Origin of the sequence: Candidatus Colwellia aromaticivorans (assembly GCF_003333305.1) — a bacterium.
Taxonomy (GTDB): domain Bacteria; phylum Pseudomonadota; class Gammaproteobacteria; order Enterobacterales; family Alteromonadaceae; genus Colwellia; species Colwellia aromaticivorans.
In genome coordinates, this window is the sequence record NZ_QOLD01000053.1 from 1 (window position 1) to 21,288 (window position 21,288).

The following is a 21,288-nucleotide window of genomic DNA, read 5'->3' on the forward strand; positions in this document are numbered from 1 at the left end:
TGAACATCCTGAGCGATGGTCAAAAAAAGAGAGAAACTGGCAGCCAATAGGCGCTGTGGAGTTAAATCCAGAGCAGCACAAAGAAGCTGCTTAACAATTTAGGCGACAACTGCCTTGAAAAACGCCGTTAACTCAAATAAAGTTTGCAAACGTTTTGGTAAATATAAAAAAAATTGTTGGTGTATTTTTAATACTAACTAATTTTGTCAATAAGTTAACCAATTCCAGCAAGCGAAAATGAATCTATATATATCCCATAAAAAAGACTGATAACTACTTTGAGTTATCAGCCTTTTGTTTTAAGCATTATAGTTATTTAGTGTTTTGTCTAACACAATACTCATGGTTAGTTCTTTTTAAGAGTATTGAGAATTAAATTATTTATCTAACATTACCAATCAAGCCCTTTTTGTGCCTTAACGCCAGCTTTGAAAGCATGTTTAATAGGCTGAACTTCTGATACCGTATCAGCCAATTCAATTAATCGACGATGACAGGCACGCCCTGTAATTAACACATGTTGCATTTTAGGTCGATTATTCAACGCCTCAATAATATCGTCTAGTTCAATATAGCCATACTTAACCATGTAGGTCATTTCATCGAGTAAAACAATATCAAGGGATTCGTCGCTCAACATTTCCTTACTTTTTTGCCATGCAACTTTCGCCGCTGTTAAATCAGTTTCGGTGCTTTGCGTTTCCCAAGTAAAGCCCGTGCCCATTACATGATGCTGAACAGCGAACTGCTTTAAAATATTCATTTCGCCGCACTCCCATTTACTACCTTTAATAAACTGAACAACACCTGCTTTTTGTCCATGACCAATAGCGCGTAATACCGTACCAAAGCCAGAAGTACTTTTGCCCTTACCGTTGCCAGTTATTACAACAAGAACACCACGTTCTTCTGTCGCTTGGGCAATTTTTTCATCAACTTTTGCTTTAATTTTCTTTTGGCGGTCGATATGTTTTTGTTCTTTAGCTGCTGCTTTTTCAACTTCTATTTCGGCTTCTTTATTTACATCACTCATATTATTGCTCATTCTCTTTAATCATTTTGTTAATCATTGGGTTATTTATTACTGATCAGGATTAACTTACCCGTTTCAGGATCTCGATAAACTTGTCCCATCGACTGATAACCTTCTTGGCTTTTCAGTTTGTTTTTTAACGCTTCAGGTGTTGAAGTTAATTCTTTACCGACAGAATCGACGGGTTGTATTTTTGCCGAAGACTCTTTACTTGTTGAAGACTCTAGCTGATTCACCCCGAAGTGTTGTTCTAATTCTGGACTTAGTGCCACAAGCGCGGCAATCAAGCCACAGGCAAAAACAAGCATGATATCAATCAGGTTCGCTAATGGACCTAAAGGTTCTTGCTCTTGACTATCAAATTGACTACTGCGCCATTCGTTACTCATTTTATTCACCTTATGCGCTTTTTGCTACAACAGTTTCAAGAGATGTTTTTGAATCGATTGTTGATAAGGCATTATGTACTTCATCATCTAAACGTTGCATGGCGTTATCATACCAACGTCTGCGCATTCGCCCTAAAATAAAACCAATAACACCGGCAAGTAAGCCAATAATCGTGGTATCAAAGGCGACGGTCATTGCGGTCGTTAAAATACTAATATCACCGGTACCTAATGCCGATAAGCCAGGGCCTAATGGGATTAATGTTCCCATTAAACCTAGCATTGGCGCTATGCGCGTAATAAAGTCTGCGCGCTCGATGCGTTTTTTCCCTTGTTCAATCAATTGGCGCCTTTTATTTGCCGCGACTAAAGCTGGAATAACAAAGAAGCGCTCGCCGATAGCGATGCCTAATTCATAAATAGCCAAGGCGGTAAAAAACAATAATCCCCACACTACTGGTTGTAATAACCAAGAGGTAATTAAATGCATTAACTCTAAAGAAAAACCATATAACATATTAAGACTCCAACTTATGTATTTGACGACGAGCACGAAGATAGCCACTGAGCACCAATAGAAAGATCACAATAACCAAGCCAAACAATAAATAATCATTTTCCAATAACTGTTCATCCTTGCTTTCATCATAATTTTCCGATGACTTTGCATCTTCAGCATTATTCTCTACCGCTTGATTATCTTCCTTTATTTGTGAAGACGCTGAAGGTTCAGCATTTTCCCGTTCGATTGCTGTGCTAATTTCTTGAAGATGCTGCACACCAGAGCCGATATCACCAACAGGCGTATGATTCGCCGCGGCTAAAACCTCTGCTAATTGGCTATTTAACTGTGCTGACAACATGGGTTTAATAAAATCATAAATAGGATGATTAGCATGGGTATGTCCGCTGCCTGGAATGCCATTTTCAATAATGTTTTTGGCAAACTTTTCAGCAAGCTGTGTTTGCGTTTCTTGTGTTGCTTGCCAAAAGCCCTTTTCGATGGCAACTAGCATCACAGCTAGGATATTACTTTGCACATGAATATTATGCTTTTCTTGTAAAAACTCATCTAAGCCTATCTCTAAGCTGTCATCTATATAAATAGCCTTTAAATCTTCCCATACCCAAGAACGAATAATTTCAGGGCTAGTCGCTTGCCAGCCCCAAAGGTTTTCAATGAACTCACTGCCCATAGTTCTTGCGCCTGCGTAACCTTGTCTCATTAATGGTTGTATCCACTGTCTATTAAGAAAACGCCCGCGTAATTCTGACAACAAGGCCGTTTGCAGCGGATCAATAGAGAGTTGTTTATTATTAGCGTGAGAAATAACAAAACTGTTTGGTTGCTCACCTGCAATGGTTTCTATTGCTAGATTTAAGCCGCCCAAATAGTCATAAGCATCGTTGTTATCGATTAAGCCATATAGGTTACTCGCTCGCCCTAGATACGTATTATTCACATGTGCCAGTTGTTGGCGAAATAACGTCTGAACATTGCTGCCCATTTCCACACCAGCAGAGGGTGCACCGTAAGCGTGACTCATGCGTTTAATATAAGCTTCACCTAATTGTTTGCGTTCTTGCCATGCACCAGAACGTTCAGCTAAGCGGTTAATACCCGCGCCATAAGCGCCCGGTGCTGTACCAAAAATACGGTAACTTGCCTGACGACCTAGTAATTCTGGGCTTATATTGCCATTTATGCGTAATAAATTTTGTGCTTCGAGTAGCCAATTACTGGCAACAAAGTTACTCGCTAAGCTCTCATTAAACTCATGCTTTTGCTGGTCAAGCATGTGGGCAACAGGTTGTAATGCTGCTTGTAATGCACTGATTAATGCGGGGTGGTCGCGTTCGATTATTTTTTTACTTGCCGCGAGTGCCAGTAATACAGAACGGTCGAGCCAAGCGAGCTGTTGAGCATATAAATCTCTGAATAAGCCTGATGTGGTAAAAACAATATCACGGCGTTCATTACGCTTATTGTCGAGCGGCATAAGTTCTAGAGACTTTAAGATGCCACGACGATTCCACACTGGCTTAACGCCGAGCATATCCATACCAAAAGCAATCATAGCGCCTTCGTCACGAACCGCATCAGATGCCCATAAAATAACGGCTTCTTTGTGAGTTTTATCAACAACTGGATTTTTCTCTCTAGCTTTATTTGCCAATTGTTGGCCCGTTGAAAAGCCTAACTGTGAAGGTATCAGGCTACCATCAAGTGCATAAAAATTACGGCCCGTTGGTAAAGCATCAGGAGTTCTTATGGGATCATTGCCTTTACCTGGCGCAACAAAGCCACCATTTAAGGCATTGAGTAGTGCTGACATTTCACTTTTTGGAGACTTAATCAGATTTGCTTTTATTTGCTTGCGCTGAATTTTATCAAAGTCTAATTCGCCTTTTTCAATGGACTCCATCATTATTTCGATAGCATCTTGTTGCCAACCTTTACCATAAACATGTAACCCTAATGGCATGAAGTCTTCTTGTAGCTTTGTTAAGTAATGCCCTACTTCATGGAGTAAAAAGTCGTCATCAACTTCACCAAAGCCAATACCACGGACCTGTAGCTCTTCATCCATACTGGCAACAAGTTCGTCGGTTAAATTAAGTACTTCTATTTTATGACGCAAAGCTTTAATCGCTTTTTTCTTAGTATCTTGATTCGACGCTGCTTCTGCACTTTCAATTAACTGACGTAGTTGCAATAAGCCGTCATATAACTCAGTTGTTGCTAGCGGTGGCGTTAAGTGGTCTAACATAACGCCAATACCGCGACGTTTCGCTTGAATGCCTTCACCAACACCATCAACAATATAAGGATAAATACTCGGAATACTTTCGATAACAAGTGACGGATAATCGCTGGCAGACAAGCCAACCGCACGTTTAGGTAAAAACTCATAAGTTGAATGTCGACCTAAATGCACAATGGCATTGGCTTTAAAAACATCGCGTAAATGATAATAGAAAGCTAAATGTTGATGTGGTGGTGGGAAGGTCATATTGGCATGTAATAGTTCTTCATTTAGCTCCCAACCTCTTGGTGGTCGCGGCCCTAAAAAGATATTGCCAAATTGAACACCCGGTAGCAAAATTTCATTATTCCATACCATGGTTTTTCCAGGAACTTTGCCCCAGCCACGAATACCTTCAATTTGCATGGTAATTAACGCCTTTTTGAGCGCTTCAGCTTCTTGCCATTGCTCTGCTGTAATAGGGCTACTTTCAATATTTAAGCTGATTAAACCTCTATATTTATGGGTCAGTTGCTCAAGAAGGTCTAATGCACGCACTCGACCTTTATGGCGAATACCGTCTAGCGCATGGTGTAAATCAACCGAGGTGCTCTCAACATTTTCAAGTAAAGCTTCTAATACCGATTTACGTTCAAGTGCAGAAAGGCTGGCAAGTTCTTCTTGACCATTTTCAAGAAGATATAGCTTAACTCTCGCATGTAAATACCCTAATGGGCCTTCAACCATTTCAGCTTTCACAATATCGGGTAAGGTTTCAAAGTAGCCTTGATACTGGCTTACCGACATAGTATTAATCAGACCCGACATTTTATTTAAAGCACCAGCATCTTGCGGTAAGTTAACCGCTTTTAGCTGTAATAAGTCGAGCAATTCATCGGCAGATTTTGGGAAGTCAGCTTCTGGGCCAAGATCATAACCCTCCACTTTTAGTCGCTGTAATATGTGCCACAATGACTGTTGTACATCTAAGTTATCTGCGCCGATGTTATGTCGTCCTGGAGGATGATTGTAATAAACAATCGCCACTTTCTTGGTCGAGTTATCGCTAGTTTTTAGTGCTAACCATGCATTCACCCGAGCTTGTAAACGCTCAATCTCTGTTGTTAACACTTGGCTAATAGATAAACTAGCACCTGTTAGTGGATCTAATTTAGCGCTTGAAGCCAGCGCTAAAACGTGGGGCTGAGAAACACCTTGTAGTTCAGGCATTGCCACGCGGTAGTGAACACTGTCACTGGGTAATCCTGTCGGAGAAAGTTCATATTCTAATACGCTAAGTTCAGTAACCCTGATACCTTTAAATACAGGAATGTTCAATACCTTAAGTTTTTCAGTGACCGCTTCTCGTCCTTCCCCGCCACCAATAACAAAGTCTTGTAATGCTATTAGCGCAAATGGCTGTGTTGTCTCTAAAGTGAGCAGTTGTTCTATCGCTTGTTCGCTAGGTTTTCCCCAGCCCGCAAGTACTGAAACACACAACCATTGGCTTTCGCATAATTGCTGATGCAATTGCCATTGCCCCGGTTGATCGCCGGTATCATGATCAATCAAAAAGATCACTGGCTTAGCTTGATTGTCTTTGATGTTTTTCTTGAGTTCGTCAACGTTAATAAGTTGCTCTTGCCAATAAAAACGTATCGGTTGAAGAGGTAAAACATTCGCTGCCTGTGCTAGCAATTTTTTCCGGTTAGCCGCTGAGGATGGCGTGGAAATCTGTGTTAACCAACCAAACAGTTGCCCAAGGTTTTCTTTGCCTCTGTTTTGCCAGTAAGCACGCGCTTGCAACCAGTGAGCGAAATGTGGCCATTCTTTTTGTTTGGCTGTTAAAGCGCTTAAGTAGTCATTTTTATCTAATGAAGCCATCAAGTGTTGTAATTGTTTTTTAGATAATTTGGTAATACTCCCGCCTTGCGCATCTTGATGCAACGCCATTAAACGTCGATCGGTATTGAGCATTAAGCGGGTTTGCTGGGGTTGATACTGTAACGAGAGTAAACGTTCAACTGACTCACCAAAAACACCGGCAATAACTAACGCTTGATGTTGATTAATCAGTTGCTGTATTTGTTGATTGGTTAACTGATTCAATTGGCTGACACTACGAATGGTAATGCTACTTTCTGATGATGGGCCGTTACTTAAGTTTTGCATTGCTAAAAATTGATGCGCGCCTGCAACAATACTTGCTGCAGAACGATCTGAAACCAATGCCAGTATTTTAAGTTCTGCGGCACTAAGCGTTAGGCTACTGATAGTTGCAACAAAACATAAAGCCATCGGAAAGTAATTTTTGTCTATTCCATTCCTCACAGTGTTTTTAAAAAAATATTGTATTACTTGTTTGTAAAAAATGAAGCTGAACATCATAACTCTCATATAAAAGTGTTAATATAATAATGATCTATATCGTTAGTCGATACGCTAAAAGCAGCGTGTTTTATTAAAAATACGTAATGCTAAACTAGGATTACTTGGCAGGTACCAGTGCATATATGAGGCAAGAATATTGTTATGTAGATAGACAAACTCGCCTGCGCGTTCACTTGGGTGATGCGTAGTTTGGCAACTCGGTTCAAGATCAATTTCTGCTGAGGAATAATGAAAACTATGCCCTCGCATTATATTGCCCTCAATATTTACCCCTTCACTTTGATCAAATGAAGGTAAGTCGACCCACTGTGAGCCTATTGAAGCGAGCTTTTTCTGCATAATAGCTTTACCCGGCATCAGTCCAAGCATGGAAAACTGTTGACCCGACAAATCGGTAAGTTGATCAAGTAAGTACAACATGCCCCCACATTCAGCAATGATAGGTTTGTTACTTGAAGAAAAATGTCTCACATCATTTAGAAAAGTCACATTGTTCATTAACTTCTCAGCATATAATTCCGGATAGCCACCAGGAATATACAGAACATCACCTTCAGGTAAATTCGCATCTGTAAGTGCAGAGCAATAAATAAGTTCTGCTCCTGCTTGTTCTAAAAAGGCGATATTAGCTGCATAAATAAAACTAAAAGCATTGTCTCGAACAATAATGACGCGAGTACCCTTTAATGCTTGATGAACAACCCTTTGTTCGTTTTCTAGTGTAAAGAATTCTACTTTTTCTGGTAAATCTGTAAGGCCAGTATTCGCTATATGGCTCGAAGCTTGATCAAGTTGGGCATCAATATCAGCAAGTTCTTGTGCTTGTACTAAACCCAAGTGGCGCTCTGGTAAGGTAATGGTCTCGTCTCTTGGAATACGCCCATGAAAGCGAATGTCATCTGACAAGTGACTACTCAACATTTCTGCATGACGATCTGAATTGACTCGATTACCAATCACGCCATAAAAAGGTAGGTCTTCACGAAACTTGACCAAACCAAATACCACCGCCGCAAACGTTTGTGCCATGGCCTTAGCATCAATAACACCTAATACCGGTATATTAAAATATTGCGCTAAATCTGCACTACTCGGCGTCCCATCGAATAAGCCCATAACACCTTCAATCAAAATAAGATCCGATTCCATCGCCGCGCGATAAAGTAATTCTCGACAACCTTGCTCACCCACTAGCCACAAATCTAATTGATAAACTAATTCACCACTGGCTTTGCGTAAAATCATAGGGTCAATAAAGTCTGGCCCCACTTTAAAAACGGTCACTTTACGACCTTGATTACGGTGATAACGTGCAAGTGCAGCTGTTACAGTCGTTTTACCCGAGCCGGAGTGCGGAGCAGCAATAATTAATGCTGAGCACATAGCACCACTACCTACTTGGTGTTCTGCTTTATCTTGAAACGGTAATTTTTTATTATTCGATAATGCCATTAAGTAATCTCTTCTAAATAATTGTGTTTGTTATTTCTAGATGCAGCTAAAGTTGCTTATTCATGTAGATATTAGCATTTACCAAATTTTCCTTGAAAAAATGACTCAGGGTAAAATCAATGACAATAGCGGAAACTACATAGAAAATAGGATTCGAAATAGATTTAAAATAATATTTATCAATACGAGTTGCATATTCCGACCACGACAAATCAGGGAACTTACCTGATAACGTGTAATAACTGCCATTTGAAATGAAGAATGCAATTGAACTAGCAATAAACAAGGCTAATGCCACCTTAACAATATTTACTTGCCAAGCGTTTTGCTGCCAATTTGGTTTAATATAAAAGCCGGCAGTAAACATAGCCGCATAACTGAATACCAATGCAGGATAAGATGTCGTTATACAATCGCCAAACTGACCGCGATAATATGATGAAGCGAGATCTATAGTGACCGATAAAATATAGAAAAACCAAAACATTTTAATGTTACGTAAGTACATTCCTGCTAAGAAAAAAATAGCAATTGATGCACTGGGTAAGTGATTCAAACTGGCAAAGTGATGTGTGCGTGTGGCGAGCATGAGCAAGGTTAATATTGCAAATACCGCAATGAGCAAGCTAATAGGTAATTTTTGGTTGATTGATTTCATTACGATCCCGTAGTCTAAAATACATAGAATTTAACGGTGTAGGAAATCAAAGTTAGTAAACGGTGTTAGTCGCGTAATTAGCTATTAACGCGATGAAAATGAGCTATTCATACATTAAGTAATCGCGCAGCTATAACTCAGGCCGTATACTGTTCTCTGAATCACCGCCCACCGCAGTTGTCGAGTAAAACCTATAAATAGGTTTGATTAGGCCGGTCTCCGGACTCCTGATCATTGCATTTGCAACACCTTCCCATATGTTCACTATTGTAATGTGCTAAATAGTGATTCAATACAGTGGTTTTGTTGCTGCTCACAGTTACCGTTGCGGGGGCAGTACTGGTATTTCACCAGTTTCACGTTTCATCTTCACTAATTGTATTTTGTCTTAAATTTATAAAACATAAATACACTTGAAGACACCTAAATCAGCGCAGATAATACGCCATGAATCGTAGTTATTCAACAATTAACACGGTTTATAGCCACACCTGAGGGCGAAAAAACAAAATATTTCCCATAAATAATATTTGCATTGAACCTAGGTAGTGATTTGGTTATTCTCTTCGTCCGCATAAATGATTATGACAACTGCATGATTGGTATTTAAATCAAATGAAAACAAACTTATATTTAGCTCGTCATGGTCAGACTCAATGGAATAAAGTTCAACGTTTTCAAGGCAGATTAGATAGTGAACTTACAGAAATGGGCAAGCAACAATCTGAAAAACTTGCCCAACACCTTGCTAACCAACAAATAGATTTAATAATTTCATCGTCTCTTGGGCGCGCAGTTAATAGCGCACTTATTTGCCAAAAAACATTAAATATACCAATAGTTAGTTTAGACGAACTAACTGAACGAGATTTAGGGCATTGGCAAGGGCAATATGTTGATGACATTAAAGTTAATGAAAACTATAACGAAATTTTCCACCAGTTCTCCGTATTAAAACCCAAAAATGGTGAAAGCGCGATAAACTGTGGAACACGTATTTATAAAACTATTAAAGTGCTGGCAAATAATCATATTAATAAAAATTTATTAATTATTTTTCATGGTGAAGCATTGCGTTGTTTTTTAGCGAAACTTGGTCATCAGTCAACAAATAATGCCTATGAATTATTCGCCAATGGTTGTACCTTTCACTTAACGTATAATCATGAGGATGAACGTTTTAAAATGCCCCGTGAAAGCGAACTATCACAAGCGGAATAGAATCAATAATGACGTTGATAGAAAATATATACGGCCAAACAATGTTATTAGTGCCTGAGCTTGCTACTTCTTTAACTATTTTATTGGCTGTGTTGCTTGATAAAGTATTGGGCGAAGCCAAAAAGTATCACTACCTAATTGGCTTTGGGTATTTAGCAGACAAGGTAGAGTCAAAACTAAACCCCAACAACCCCCAAAGTAGTTTGGGTGCGAGCAACCTTAAGTCGACGTTAAAAACAAAATTACTCGGCACATTTTCTTGGTGTTTACTTGTACTGCCTTTACCAATAATGTATTTTTTTATTTTCGATAGTCTAGTTTGGTACTGGCAAGTTTTGCTCGATGCTACTGTGCTTTATTTGGCGATTGGTCTTAATAGCTTGCACCACCATGCAATGCAAATTTACAAACCGCTAAAATCAGGCGATCTTGATCGCGCACGCCATTTTACTGGTTATATTGTTAGTCGAGAAACAAATTTACTCTCAGAGCAGGAGATGTCAAGGGCGACGATCGAGTCTATGCTAGAAAATGGACATGACTCGGTTATTGCCTCGCTTGTTTATTATATTATCGGCGGTGCGCCATTAGTAATATTACATCGATTTGCTAATACACTTGACGCAATGTGGGGCTACAAAAACCCTCGTTTCAATCACTTTGGCTATGCTAGTGCCAAACTAGATGACCTACTCGGCTTTGTTTCAGGTAAATGTTGTACGCTACTTTATGCGATACAAGGTGGTTTTCAGAAATCTTTGGTGAATGCTTATCAGCAAGGTAATCAGTATAAAAGCCATAATGGTGGCTGGGTTATGGCTGCAGGAGCTACTGTGATGAAAATAACACTGGGGGGCAATGCGATTTATCACGGTAAAACAGTTACCTCACCAACATTAGGTTTAAAGTTAAGTCTAAGTAGTTCAATAACTAACGAGGATATCCCTCGCAGTTTAGCCCTTGTTAGTCGAGCGACTATTTCATTATTTTTATTAGTCTTTATCTATCAACTAGCCCGCTATATTCTTGTATAATTAACGCTGTTTCTTTCAACATTTAACACTCAACTTTAGGCGAACAAATTTGGCTCTTATTCATGGTGGACAACTACAGCAAGTGGCTAAACAGTTTAATATTGCCCCCGAAAACTGGTTAGATTTATCTACCGGCATAGCACCATTTAGCTACCCCATTCCAGATATCCCCGAAAAATCATACCAAGAATTACCACAATCAAGTCACGATTTAGAAACAGCGGCAAAGCACTATTATGATGCAAATAGCCTGCTAGTAACTAACGGTAGTCAAGCAATAATAAAGCTTTTACCCACACTTTGGAGTGAACAAAATTCGCATTCAACTACCGTTTATTTACCTGAACAAGGTTATAAAGAACATGCATTAGCGTGGCAAACGGCAGGCTTTACACTCTGTTGGTATCAAGATGAATTACCTGCCTTTACAGAAATAAAAAAAAACTCAGTGTTGGTGATCATTAATCCTAATAACCCAACCGGGCAGTTATACAATCGTTCAATACTTATAAACTATCAAGAAAAATTGGCAAAGTGTAATAGCTTATTAGTTATTGATGAAGCGTTTATCGATGTAATAAAGCCTTCACAATCAATGACAAATACCATTAATAACTCTAACAACACATTGATATTGCGTTCATTTGGTAAGTTTTTTGGTTTAGCGGGCATTCGTATTGGCTTTTTAATTGGTGAAGAAACTTGGTTAGAAAAATTTCGCGAGCACCTTGGCGCTTGGCAAGTAAACGGCCCTGCTCAGTATATTGCGGGAAAAGCATTAGTAGATAAGCGCTGGCAAAAGCAACAACAACAAAACCTAAAGACATTAAGTGCAAGGTTACGGGCAGTATTAGCTGAAAATGTGCCTTTTGAATTCACCACTACAATATCAGGTACTGATTTATTTCAAACCGTTTATTTTAAAGAAGGCATTGATGTTGAGCATTACTATGTTGCACTATGTCAGCAAGGTGTTTATGTGCGTCTAACCGATGATAAGCGAGCTTTAAGGTTTGGCTTAGCAAAGGTGGAGCAACTTGAACGATTAGCGAATGCCTTAGCTTCAATAAATAATTAACCAATAAAAAAGGTAACTCAATTGAGTTACCTTTTACCTATCTATTAAACTGGATTCAGGTTTAATAGTAATTAAACTAAAATGTATAGGTCGCTGCTAGCTGATAATTAATACCATCAGTTAGGTAATGTTCAGCAACAGTATAATCTCGATCAAAAAGATTATTGACTTTACCTGACACAGACAACTTATCTGATAGCTGGTAGCTTAATGAAATATCAGTTAACAATACTGAATTTAACGTTACAGCGCTATATTTGTTATCTTTACTTTCACCACGGTAATCTAAAACAAGATTCGCTGTTAGTGCATCAACTTGATAACCTAAAGTATAAATTGCTGTCACTTTCGGACGACGTAGCAACTCCTTACCCGTTGATTTGTCTTCGGTCTCAACATAGCCAGCGGCTACTAAATGAGAAAAGTCGCCCGTTTGCAATGCGAAAGTGAAATCAACACCTTGCGCTGTTGCATTATCAATATTCTCTGGGTGCCAAACTCCTGAAGCATCGGGTGCCCAGTTAATTAAATTATCAATTTCAGAATCATAAATACTAACTTCTAGAATACCGTTATTAAAGTGGTTACGTATAAGTATTTCAGTGCTTTTAACTTCCTCAGGCATAAGATCTTTATTACCACCGCCTGGCCAGTATAAATCGTTAAACGTTGGCGCTTTAAAGCCAGTACCTTGGCTTATGCTTAATAACCAGTCGGCATTTGGTTGATAGCCAGCAGAAAGGTTATAGGTTACCTCATTATCTAACCCTTGAATGTTATCTTGGCGCAATGCACCTTCAAACAGAAATGAATTCATTTGATGACGAGATTGAATGAAAACAGCACGGGCTGTGCGCTTATCTTTTACATACACTGAACTTGTATTTGAAACACGCTCTTCGTACCAATCAAAACCACCAACAAAGCTAGTATTTTCACTTAACTCACATACTGACCTAGGAAACCAAATTGATCACGTTTCGTGGTAATTTCATTCACAACTTTAGGATCGGAGTCACCTTTAAAAGTCCCTCCTTCATCTTGTGATTTAGCAACAAACGTTTCAACTAAAATGTTACCTGAATTATATACTGCCTCTAATTTTACCGAGTAGTTTTCATGCTCATTTTCATCAGAGCCACCGTATTTATTATCATACTGTGCCCCCCCCTTTTCATAACGAGAAATTAAATTGAGTGAGTATTGCTCAGTTAATTTACTTTGACCATTAAGACTAAAAGACTGACGATCATAACCGTCTTTATCTTCTTGGCCTGGATAATCAGTAGTGTTAAAACCGTCAGTTTCTTCTAAAGCGCCTGCGATAGTTAATGAGTTCGATTCATTACCTAAACCAATAGCAGCTTCTGTTTTCCAGTAACCGTTGCTACCGAGACCCACAGTTACAAAGCCTTCTCCCGATTGAAGCTTTTTAGTGAAAATTTGAATCACACCACCAATAGCGTCCGACCCCCAAAGTGCACCACGAGGGCCTTTAACCACTTCAATGCGATCAATTAAACCAACAGACATTGAAGAAAAGCTGGTTGTTCCTAGTGTTGCAGAGCCAACACGCACACCATCAACCAAGATAAGCGTATGATTACCGTTAGTGCCGCGCATAAATACCGAAGCAGATTGACCTGCGCCACCTAGGTTAGCAACGGTCACACCTGCTACGGTATTGAGTAGTTCTGTAATGTTTTGTGGCTGAATCGCTTCTATTTCAGCTTGACCAATAACTTGTGTCGCTGAAAGCGATAAAAATAAATCTTGTTGAGAACGGTTAGCTGTTACAACAATTTGTTCCAAATTAGCGTCTTCTGCACTTTCATTTGAATTAGCCACCGCACTTGATGCAGCAGAAAGCAATGCTGAAGCTACAGCAATTTGAGTTAATGTTTTATTAAATAGTTTAGTTTTCATGTTACCTCGCTCTATGATGCCCTCCGCATCATGTTGATCACTTAGTTGTTTATATTTAGCTAAATGATAATTAAGTAAGCACAAGATGTCGGACTTAAACTCGTTAATACATCGACGAACTATTACCGTTGCGGGGGCAGTATCTAATTTCCATAGATTTCCCTCGTTGCCTACCATAATAAAAGTGGAAGATTTTCCACTCGTTGGTTTATCTAATACGTTTATCGAAACGCATCAAGTTTGTCACACATATCTTCTATACCGTCTAACATGCGGGTGCTAAATCTATGCGTTAAATCTGCATTAATTCGAATAAAGCGATTATGCTTCACTGCGGGAATTTCTGGCCACTTATGCCAATCAATGACGGGTAGTTCTGTATTCGATTTTTGAACAGGAAAAATTATAACTTCAGGTTGCGCTACAATGACATTTTCAATACCAATTTGCGGGTAAGCTGTAGGATTCTCTGCAAAAACATTCTGCCCTTGGCAAACTTCAATTAATTGATTAATCAAAGTCCCTTTATTTATCGTGCGCATCGGCTCAGGCCATAGTTGATAAAAAACTTTCATTGGCGCTATGCTGACATGTTGTTGACGTAATTTTTTAAGTCGTTGTAGGTAATCATTAGCCACTGATTCCGCTTGTATTTCATGCCCTGTTAATTTACCTAACTCTCGTAGTTCTTTCGCAACATCCTCAATTTTATGTGGCTGACTGTAAATGATGTTCAACCCCATTTTTTCCATTTGTTCAATGTCAGAAACTTTATTACCTGATTGCCAAACAATAACGATATCGGGCTTTAGTTCGAGTATTTTTTCTATTTGAATACCGTGATATCCACCGATTCGAGGAATGTTCAATGCCGCGGCAGGATAGTCAGAATGAGATACCGTACCAACAATTTTATTACCTGCACCTATGTCAAACAACATCTCAACTATATGCGGTGCAAGCGCGACAATTCGCTGCTCTTTTGCCGTACTTATAAATGATGAGAGTAGTAAACTAACAATAAAAAATTTTGTGTAAATCATCTTCATGTAATTCCCTCCTTATAGGGAGTTGTCGTGTTAGTCCTAACGCCCGCTTGCAAAATTTTTTCAATATCATCCATATGTAAATGTTGCTCACAAGTATCGGCTAAACGATTCAATTGAACTTCTCGGTGTTGATCAATATTAATCACCGATTGAACGCCATGATCTTTTTTAACCCACTGCAATACAGCGCTTGTTACCGCACCACGGTCAAACAAACCATGTAAGTAGGTTGCTACAATTTGGTTATCTTCTGAAATGAAGCCATCAATACCAGAAGATCCCGCCGATAGTTCACTTATCAAGGGGTTATTAAGCGCAGTACCATGCGAATGACCACAATGAATCTCGTAACCAGAAACTTCACACTGCTGGCCCGCTAACGTAAATGTGCCAGAGACCTGAGTAAGGGTTTTTGATGTAGTTAATGTTGTCGTAAAATCAGCTAGGTCCAGTCCAGAAATAACCCTTTCTTCATTGTCTGCAAAGTTTGATTCTATAGCATGAGGGTCAAATATTTTACGGCCTAACATTTGAAGACCTCCGCAAATACCAAGTACCTTACCGCCATATCTCAAATGGCGATTAATATCTTCTTGCCAACCTTGCGCTTTTAAAAAGGCTAAATCAGAAATTACGTTCTTACTACCTGGGAGTATAATTAAATCGCAATTATCAATACGCTCACCCATTTTTACGTAACGTAAATCTATCTCAGAATTCAGTCTTAATGGGTCAAAATCGGTGTGATTACTAATATGTGGCAACAAAGGAACAGCAATTATAATTTTGCTTGAACTGACTTTGTTATCAATAGCAATGGCATCTTCAGCATCAAGTGCTAAATCGTGCAAATAAGGTAAAACACCTAAAACAGGTTTTCCGGTACGTTCTTCAAGCCAAGTTAAGCCCGACTCTAATAATTTAATATCACCACGAAAGCGATTAATAATAAAACCTTTAACCCGGGATTGCTCAGACTGAGACAACAACTCAAGTGTACCCACTAGGTGAGCGAATACCCCACCACGGTCGATATCAGCAACGATAATAACCGGACAATCCACTTTTTCAGCATACCCCATATTGGCAATATCATGTGCCCGTAAGTTAATTTCCGCTGGACTCCCAGCGCCTTCAACCATAAGTACATCAAACTCTTTCGCTAGCCGATAGTGAGACTCAACTACCGCGTTCATTGCCACCTTTTTATAATCGTGATAACTACTCGCGTCCATATTTGAAAGTGCCTTACCATGTACAATAACTTGAGCACCGGTATCACTATTTGGTTTTAATAGAATAGGATTAAAATCAACACGTGGTGCAATATTGGCAGCAATAGCTTGTAATGCTTGTGCTCGCCCTATCTCGCCACCATCTTCTGTCACGGCGCTATTTAATGCCATATTTTGTGGTTTAAATGGGGCAACTTTAAAACCGCGATTAACAAAAACGCGACAAAGCCCAGCAACAATTGTACTTTTTCCTGCGTCAGAGGTGGTACCCTGTATCATCAAGGTTTTCATTTTTGCTCCTTTGACTTAAGCGACATTGATTTAAGGGATAATGCAATGCCTGCCATAATAAAATCTACATCCGTTGCTATCGTGGCAATTTCTTGATGTAGCCAACCAGCTTGATCAACAAAGTTTCTTGATAATTCGCCCATAGGCACAATGCCATGACCAACTTCGTTACTCACTAGCATTAAATTAACTTCATTCGTTTGTGCATAGTCTGAGAGTACATTGAGTAAGTACTCCTTCTCTTGCTTCCAGGTATTTTTATCCATCGAACATAAACAATTACTAAGCCATAACGTAAGGCAATCTACTAACACGGTTATTGGTGTTTCATACTCGCTTTGGTGTTTTAACACTAATTGTTTAATAGCGTTCGCTAATTTAATCGGCGATTCAATTAACACCCAATGTTCAGGTCTTTGTAATTGATGTTGCTTTATGCGCGCTGACATTTCTCCATCAAGTGATTGAGCTGTTGCCACATAATAAACTTGAGATTGAGCGTATTCTTCAGTGTACTTCGCCTGTTTTTCAGCAAATGAACTTTTACCAGAACGCGCACCACCTAAAATGAGATGAAGCGACATTAGTTCGCCACTCCTGTGCTGGCATTTGAAACTGCAGTACCATAGCCAAAGATCAGTAAACTCAGATAAATAACAATTTCACTACTCTGCTGTGCCGCACCTAAACAATCGCCAGTGTAGCCACCCAGCTGACGATTAAACCAAAAAACTAGCAACGACCTAAATAAAAATAAAATAACAAACAACAAAAAACATTCACCTAAGGGTAAAAACCCTACGCTGACTAATAGCCCTGTCACCAATAAAATAATTAAGTTATTGGTCGATAAACCTTGTGTAACCGATTTAACTTTAGAGGTGGCATCAAGTGCGACATAAGGCATCTTGTAAATTAAACTGGTCGCTACGACGCGGCTCAAGGTATTTGCCAAAATTAGCGCAACAACAGGCGAGGCAAGCGCCATTAAACTCTGATATTTCAGTAATAAAATAATAAATAACGCCGTTGCACCATAAGTACCTAAGCGACTATCTTTCATAATATTGAGTTTATTCTCTACGCTCCAACCACCACCAAAACCATCCCAAACATCAGCCCAACCATCTTCATGAAATGCTCCAGTTACAAGTATACTTGCCGCCATAGCAAGTAAAATAACCAATGATTTTGGTAAATAATTAATCGATACTAGATAAACAACTGAGCATATAATACCTACAACAATACCCACCACAGCAAAATAACGACTGGCTTTATTCAGCTGGTCGGCAGTTATTTCCTTCGGTAAGCTGACAGGAATACGAGTAAAAAAGCTAATTGCCAACAATAGCAATGTTTTCTCTTTTTGTAGGTTTTCTCTTTGGCTCAAGTTAATCATTATTTATTTTCTATAGTGTCAGCAATAACTAAACAACGTTAGTTACTGCTGCTTGTTCAAAACTAGCCATATCGTTATAAAAGGCGGCAGCAGCTTGAATTAATGGCAACGCTAGTGCCCCACCCGTACCTTCGCCCAAGCGCAGACCAAGATTTAATAACGGTTCAACAGTAAGCCACTGCAGCATTTTCTGATGTCCTTGTTCACCTGAACAATGGGCAAAAATCATATAGTCTTTTACTGCAGGGTTTATCTGTATAGCGACCATTGCAGCAGCAGTACAAATAAAACCGTCAACCAAAATATGCATATTTTCTTCAGCTGCAGCTAACATCGCTCCAGTGATCTGTACAATTTCAAAACCACCTAAACATGCCAGTAATTGCATCGGATCAGTTAACTTGTCACGATGCAGTTCAAGTGCTTGTTCAACCACTTTTTGTTTTTTAAGCACTACATCATCTGATACACCCGTACCTTTACCGACAGTTTCTTCTGCTGAAATCTGCATAATAGCCGCCATAATTGCTGATGCTGATGTTGTATTGCCAATGCCCATTTCACCAAAAGCAACCAAGTTACAGCCCTTTTCTTTAGTTTTCTTGATCAATGACTTAGCCATAGCAAAGCCTTGTTCAACCGTTGCTAATGTCATTGCTGGTGCTTGGTGTAATGGCTTAGTAATACAGCCTAAGCGTTGATTAATCACATTTAATTCTGCGGCTGGCTCAGTTAAGATCCCAGCATCAACAACACTTAGCTGCCAACCTAGTTGACGACAAAAAACATTAATTGCTGCGCCGCCAGTGGCAAAATTTGTAACCATTTGCTCAGTCACTTCACTTGGCGCTATTGAAACGCCCTCTGCTGCAACACCGTGATCTCCAGCGAAAATAATGAGACTTGGCTGATTGATAACTAAAGGAGCAACTCGATTAGATGACATAGCCTGCACACGTGCCAGTTGTTTGGCCGTAGTTTCTAACTGCCCGAGTGCTCCTAGTGGTTTGGTCTTACAGTCAATCTTAACTTGGATTTTCTCATCAAATTTTGTACTAACAGTTTGAATAGTAAAAGTCATATGCCTCTCAATAGTTATATCCATTGTTGTTCTTGTTAATCGCCTTTATTAACTAGCCCGATTCTTTCGAAAATAAAGCAATGTAAGGAAAAATAGGCTACCTATTGCTGCGGTAATAACCCCTACAGGTAACTCTTGGTTTACCAAGACAGTACGCGATAATATATCGACCCAGATCATAAATATGCCGCCAACTAGTGCTGTTAGCAAAATACCAAAAATAGTACCTTGGGAGATAAAAAATCGAACAATATGTGGGATCATCAAGCCCACAAAACCGATACCACCGCACATTGAAACTAGCGTAGCGGTAATCAACGAACTAAGTAGCAACATAATAATGCGAAAACGATTCACATTAATGCCCAATGTTGTGGCACTCTCGTCTCCTAATAACATTGCATTTAATTGGCGTCGGTAAGCCAACATAAAAGTGATACAGGTAGTGATCACTACGGCTGGAAATAATAAATTTTCCCACTGAGCGCGTGAAAAACTTCCCATAGTCCAAAATAGCACTGCGGTAACAGCTTGAGGGTCAGTATGATAGAGCAGTAAACTCGTAAAGGAGCTAAACAAAAATGATAAGGCAACACCCGCCAGCAACATAGATTCAACCTGCTGGCTTTGCCTCCGCCCAGCTATTAACATTAGCATCACCATCGCAACTAAACTGCCTGCAAAAGCCGCAATAGGCGTCATAACAGTAAAGATACCGCCTGTAAATGTGATAAGTATAACAACTCCCAATGAAGCACCTGATGAGATACCAAATAAGTAAGGATCAGCTAATGGATTACGCGTAACGGTTTGAAGAATAAGTCCTGAAATAGCCAAACCACAACCAGCAAGCAAAGCTAATATGGCCCTAGGCATACGCAATTCCCAGATAATGCGACTAACAAAGCCAATGTCTTTGTCAGCTTCATTTGGCCAAATACTGTACCAAACGTCGGCGAATGAAATATCCGCGGCACCAAAAGATAACGCACAAAACAGGCTGAAAAAACAACCGACTATGGCAAAAACTGTTACCACTGGTTGGCTAATACCTTTTTTTTCTAACCATGCGCCATGCTTTTTATGAACGAATGTTTTTTGAGTCTTATTTACCTGTGCTTTGCTTACCAACGGCTGGTTAGCTTTGATATTATTTTTAGCGAGTTCTGCTTTAAACATGGTGTTCTCCATGTTTATATTGAATGTAACCATAGTCATAGGATATGTGTGGAACTTTGTGTTGATGATGTTCGCTAATATGCGCGCAAACGCCAAAAACATCCGATAACATTTCGCTAGTAAGTACTTTTTTAGGCTCTCCTTGGCAAACCAGCTTTCCTTGATTTAAAACCAATAGGTTGTCACACATTGCACTAGCCAAATTAAGATCATGAAAAGACGCTATCACCGTAATCCCAAGTGACTTTGCAAGCTCCATTATTTGAATTTGATAACGCACATCCAAATGACTGGTTGGTTCATCCATGATCAAAAGAGTAGGCGATTGCACGATGGCACGTGCAATTAATGCACGCTGTTTTTCTCCACCCGATAAATGTTCGAAATGCTGTTGAGTTTTATGTGCCAACCCAACTTGCACTATGGCTTGAATAATTTTTTCATTATCTGATTTATCAGCACGAGAAAATATGCCTTTATGAGGTATTAGACCTAAAGCTACAACATCATGTACGGTTAAATTAAAATGCGAGGGTGTTTCTTGCAGTACAACAGCAACGTTTTTAGCATAATCATTGGCGTTTATCTGCCAAATATCATTATGTTCAAAACTCACAGTACCTTGTTCGGGTTTAACAAATCGATAAAGACAACGAAGTAAACTTGATTTACCCGCGCCATTTGGCCCTAAGATACCAGTAAAGCTGCCTTGCTCTACGGAGAAACTAATATCATCAAGGATCAGGTTACCATCAGTACACCAACTAAGATGCTCTGCGGTTAATAACGCTGATTTAGATTCGTTTAGGGCTTGGCTCAATGTTAACTCGCTTTAGATAGCGGTCAAACAGCGCACAATCTATTCTTATTTGAAGTGTTCAAACTAAAGAATGGAATATACAGTGTTCGAGTAACCCGCTCGAATTGGAATAACTGGTTGATATTTAATGGGTATCCTGACTCATTTCACTAAGTAACAATACCAAGTAGGTAGGTATGTATAAATTAGTATAAATTCACAGTTGCGGGCACAGTTGTGGACTTTCACCACATTCCCAAATATTACATTTATCGTGCAATAACATTAAAAATCAACAATCTTTTTTCAGTTCGTGATTATCA

Annotated in this window: 18 protein-coding genes and 3 riboswitches; of the genes, 3 read left to right on the forward strand and 15 right to left on the reverse strand. The window is 39.3% G+C overall.

Features of this window, described 5'->3' with window-relative positions; translation table 11 throughout:
• Window positions 1-391 precede the first annotated feature (391 nt).
• From cobO to DWA31_RS07705, 6 genes are all read right to left on the reverse strand, one after another.
• Entirely contained in the window at window positions 392-1,033 is a 642-nt protein-coding gene (gene cobO / locus DWA31_RS07680; protein ID WP_210725567.1) for a cob(I)yrinic acid a,c-diamide adenosyltransferase, read from the reverse strand.
• 41 nt (window positions 1,034-1,074) lie between these two features.
• Entirely contained in the window at window positions 1,075-1,422 is a 348-nt protein-coding gene (locus tag DWA31_RS07685; protein WP_114326019.1) for a DUF2149 domain-containing protein, read from the reverse strand.
• 10 nt (window positions 1,423-1,432) lie between these two features.
• Window positions 1,433-1,939, reverse strand: coding sequence for a MotA/TolQ/ExbB proton channel family protein (locus tag DWA31_RS07690; RefSeq protein ID WP_114326020.1), 507 nt, complete (start codon window positions 1,937-1,939; stop codon window positions 1,433-1,435).
• A gap of 1 nt (window position 1,940) precedes the next feature.
• Window positions 1,941-6,467, reverse strand: coding sequence for a cobaltochelatase subunit CobN (locus tag DWA31_RS07695; RefSeq protein WP_168427309.1), 4,527 nt, complete (start codon window positions 6,465-6,467; stop codon window positions 1,941-1,943).
• A gap of 144 nt (window positions 6,468-6,611) precedes the next feature.
• Window positions 6,612-8,012, reverse strand: a complete 1,401-nt coding sequence (locus DWA31_RS07700) for a cobyrinic acid a,c-diamide synthase CobB (RefSeq protein WP_245942541.1) — start codon at window positions 8,010-8,012, stop codon at window positions 6,612-6,614.
• 46 nt (window positions 8,013-8,058) lie between these two features.
• Complete coding sequence (locus DWA31_RS07705; protein WP_114326022.1) at window positions 8,059-8,670, reverse strand: hypothetical protein; 612 nt, start codon at window positions 8,668-8,670, stop codon at window positions 8,059-8,061.
• 193 nt (window positions 8,671-8,863) lie between these two features.
• A riboswitch (cobalamin riboswitch) is annotated at window positions 8,864-9,112 on the reverse strand.
• A 173-nt stretch (window positions 9,113-9,285) separates the two neighbouring features.
• On the opposite strand from DWA31_RS07705, the gene DWA31_RS07710 reads away from it, so the two are divergent.
• Genes DWA31_RS07710 through cobD form a run of 3 tightly spaced genes read left to right on the forward strand, consistent with a single transcriptional unit; the run spans window position 9,286 to window position 12,003 of the window.
• Window positions 9,286-9,891, forward strand: coding sequence for a histidine phosphatase family protein (locus tag DWA31_RS07710; protein ID WP_114326023.1), 606 nt, complete (start codon window positions 9,286-9,288; stop codon window positions 9,889-9,891).
• Between the two features lie 8 nt (window positions 9,892-9,899).
• On the forward strand, window positions 9,900-10,925 hold the full coding sequence (locus DWA31_RS07715; RefSeq protein ID WP_245942543.1) for a cobalamin biosynthesis protein CobD/CbiB: 1,026 nt from the start codon (window positions 9,900-9,902) through the stop codon (window positions 10,923-10,925).
• A 49-nt stretch (window positions 10,926-10,974) separates the two neighbouring features.
• The gene (cobD, locus tag DWA31_RS07720; RefSeq protein ID WP_114326025.1) at window positions 10,975-12,003 is read left to right on the forward strand and encodes a threonine-phosphate decarboxylase CobD; all 1,029 of its coding nucleotides are present in this window, start codon (window positions 10,975-10,977) and stop codon (window positions 12,001-12,003) included.
• Between the two features lie 76 nt (window positions 12,004-12,079).
• Here cobD and DWA31_RS07725 read toward each other — a convergent pair whose 3' ends face one another.
• The 9 genes from DWA31_RS07725 to DWA31_RS07765 all read right to left on the reverse strand — a co-directional run bounded on the left by DWA31_RS07725 (window position 12,080) and on the right by DWA31_RS07765 (window position 20,986).
• Window positions 12,080-12,973, reverse strand: coding sequence for a TonB-dependent receptor domain-containing protein (locus DWA31_RS07725; RefSeq protein ID WP_114326026.1), 894 nt, complete (start codon window positions 12,971-12,973; stop codon window positions 12,080-12,082).
• Window positions 12,943-13,929 (reverse strand): TonB-dependent receptor, encoded by a 987-nt coding sequence (locus DWA31_RS07730; protein ID WP_114326027.1) that lies wholly within the window; start codon window positions 13,927-13,929, stop codon window positions 12,943-12,945. The genes DWA31_RS07725 and DWA31_RS07730 overlap by 31 nt, the downstream gene beginning before the upstream one ends.
• 66 nt (window positions 13,930-13,995) lie before the next feature.
• Window positions 13,996-14,138: riboswitch (cobalamin riboswitch) on the reverse strand.
• A gap of 12 nt (window positions 14,139-14,150) precedes the next feature.
• Window positions 14,151-14,978, reverse strand: coding sequence for a cobalamin-binding protein (locus DWA31_RS07735; protein WP_245942545.1), 828 nt, complete (start codon window positions 14,976-14,978; stop codon window positions 14,151-14,153).
• Window positions 14,975-16,504 (reverse strand): cobyric acid synthase, encoded by a 1,530-nt coding sequence (locus tag DWA31_RS07740; protein ID WP_114326028.1) that lies wholly within the window; start codon window positions 16,502-16,504, stop codon window positions 14,975-14,977. Before DWA31_RS07740 ends, DWA31_RS07735 begins: the two co-directional genes overlap by 4 nt.
• Window positions 16,501-17,088 (reverse strand): bifunctional adenosylcobinamide kinase/adenosylcobinamide-phosphate guanylyltransferase, encoded by a 588-nt coding sequence (cobU, locus tag DWA31_RS07745; RefSeq protein WP_114326029.1) that lies wholly within the window; start codon window positions 17,086-17,088, stop codon window positions 16,501-16,503. The genes DWA31_RS07740 and cobU overlap by 4 nt, the downstream gene beginning before the upstream one ends.
• Window positions 17,088-17,897, reverse strand: coding sequence for an adenosylcobinamide-GDP ribazoletransferase (locus tag DWA31_RS07750; protein ID WP_168427312.1), 810 nt, complete (start codon window positions 17,895-17,897; stop codon window positions 17,088-17,090). The genes cobU and DWA31_RS07750 overlap by 1 nt, the downstream gene beginning before the upstream one ends.
• Window positions 17,898-17,934: 37 nt before the next feature.
• The gene (cobT, locus tag DWA31_RS07755) at window positions 17,935-19,011 is read right to left on the reverse strand and encodes a nicotinate-nucleotide--dimethylbenzimidazole phosphoribosyltransferase (protein WP_425451869.1); all 1,077 of its coding nucleotides are present in this window, start codon (window positions 19,009-19,011) and stop codon (window positions 17,935-17,937) included.
• Window positions 19,012-19,035: 24 nt separating this feature from the next.
• Window positions 19,036-20,166, reverse strand: coding sequence for a FecCD family ABC transporter permease (locus tag DWA31_RS07760; protein ID WP_114326031.1), 1,131 nt, complete (start codon window positions 20,164-20,166; stop codon window positions 19,036-19,038).
• Window positions 20,159-20,986, reverse strand: coding sequence for an ABC transporter ATP-binding protein (locus DWA31_RS07765; protein WP_114326032.1), 828 nt, complete (start codon window positions 20,984-20,986; stop codon window positions 20,159-20,161). Before DWA31_RS07765 ends, DWA31_RS07760 begins: the two co-directional genes overlap by 8 nt.
• Window positions 20,987-21,095: 109 nt before the next feature.
• A riboswitch (cobalamin riboswitch) is annotated at window positions 21,096-21,270 on the reverse strand.
• Window positions 21,271-21,288: the final 18 nt, after the last annotated feature.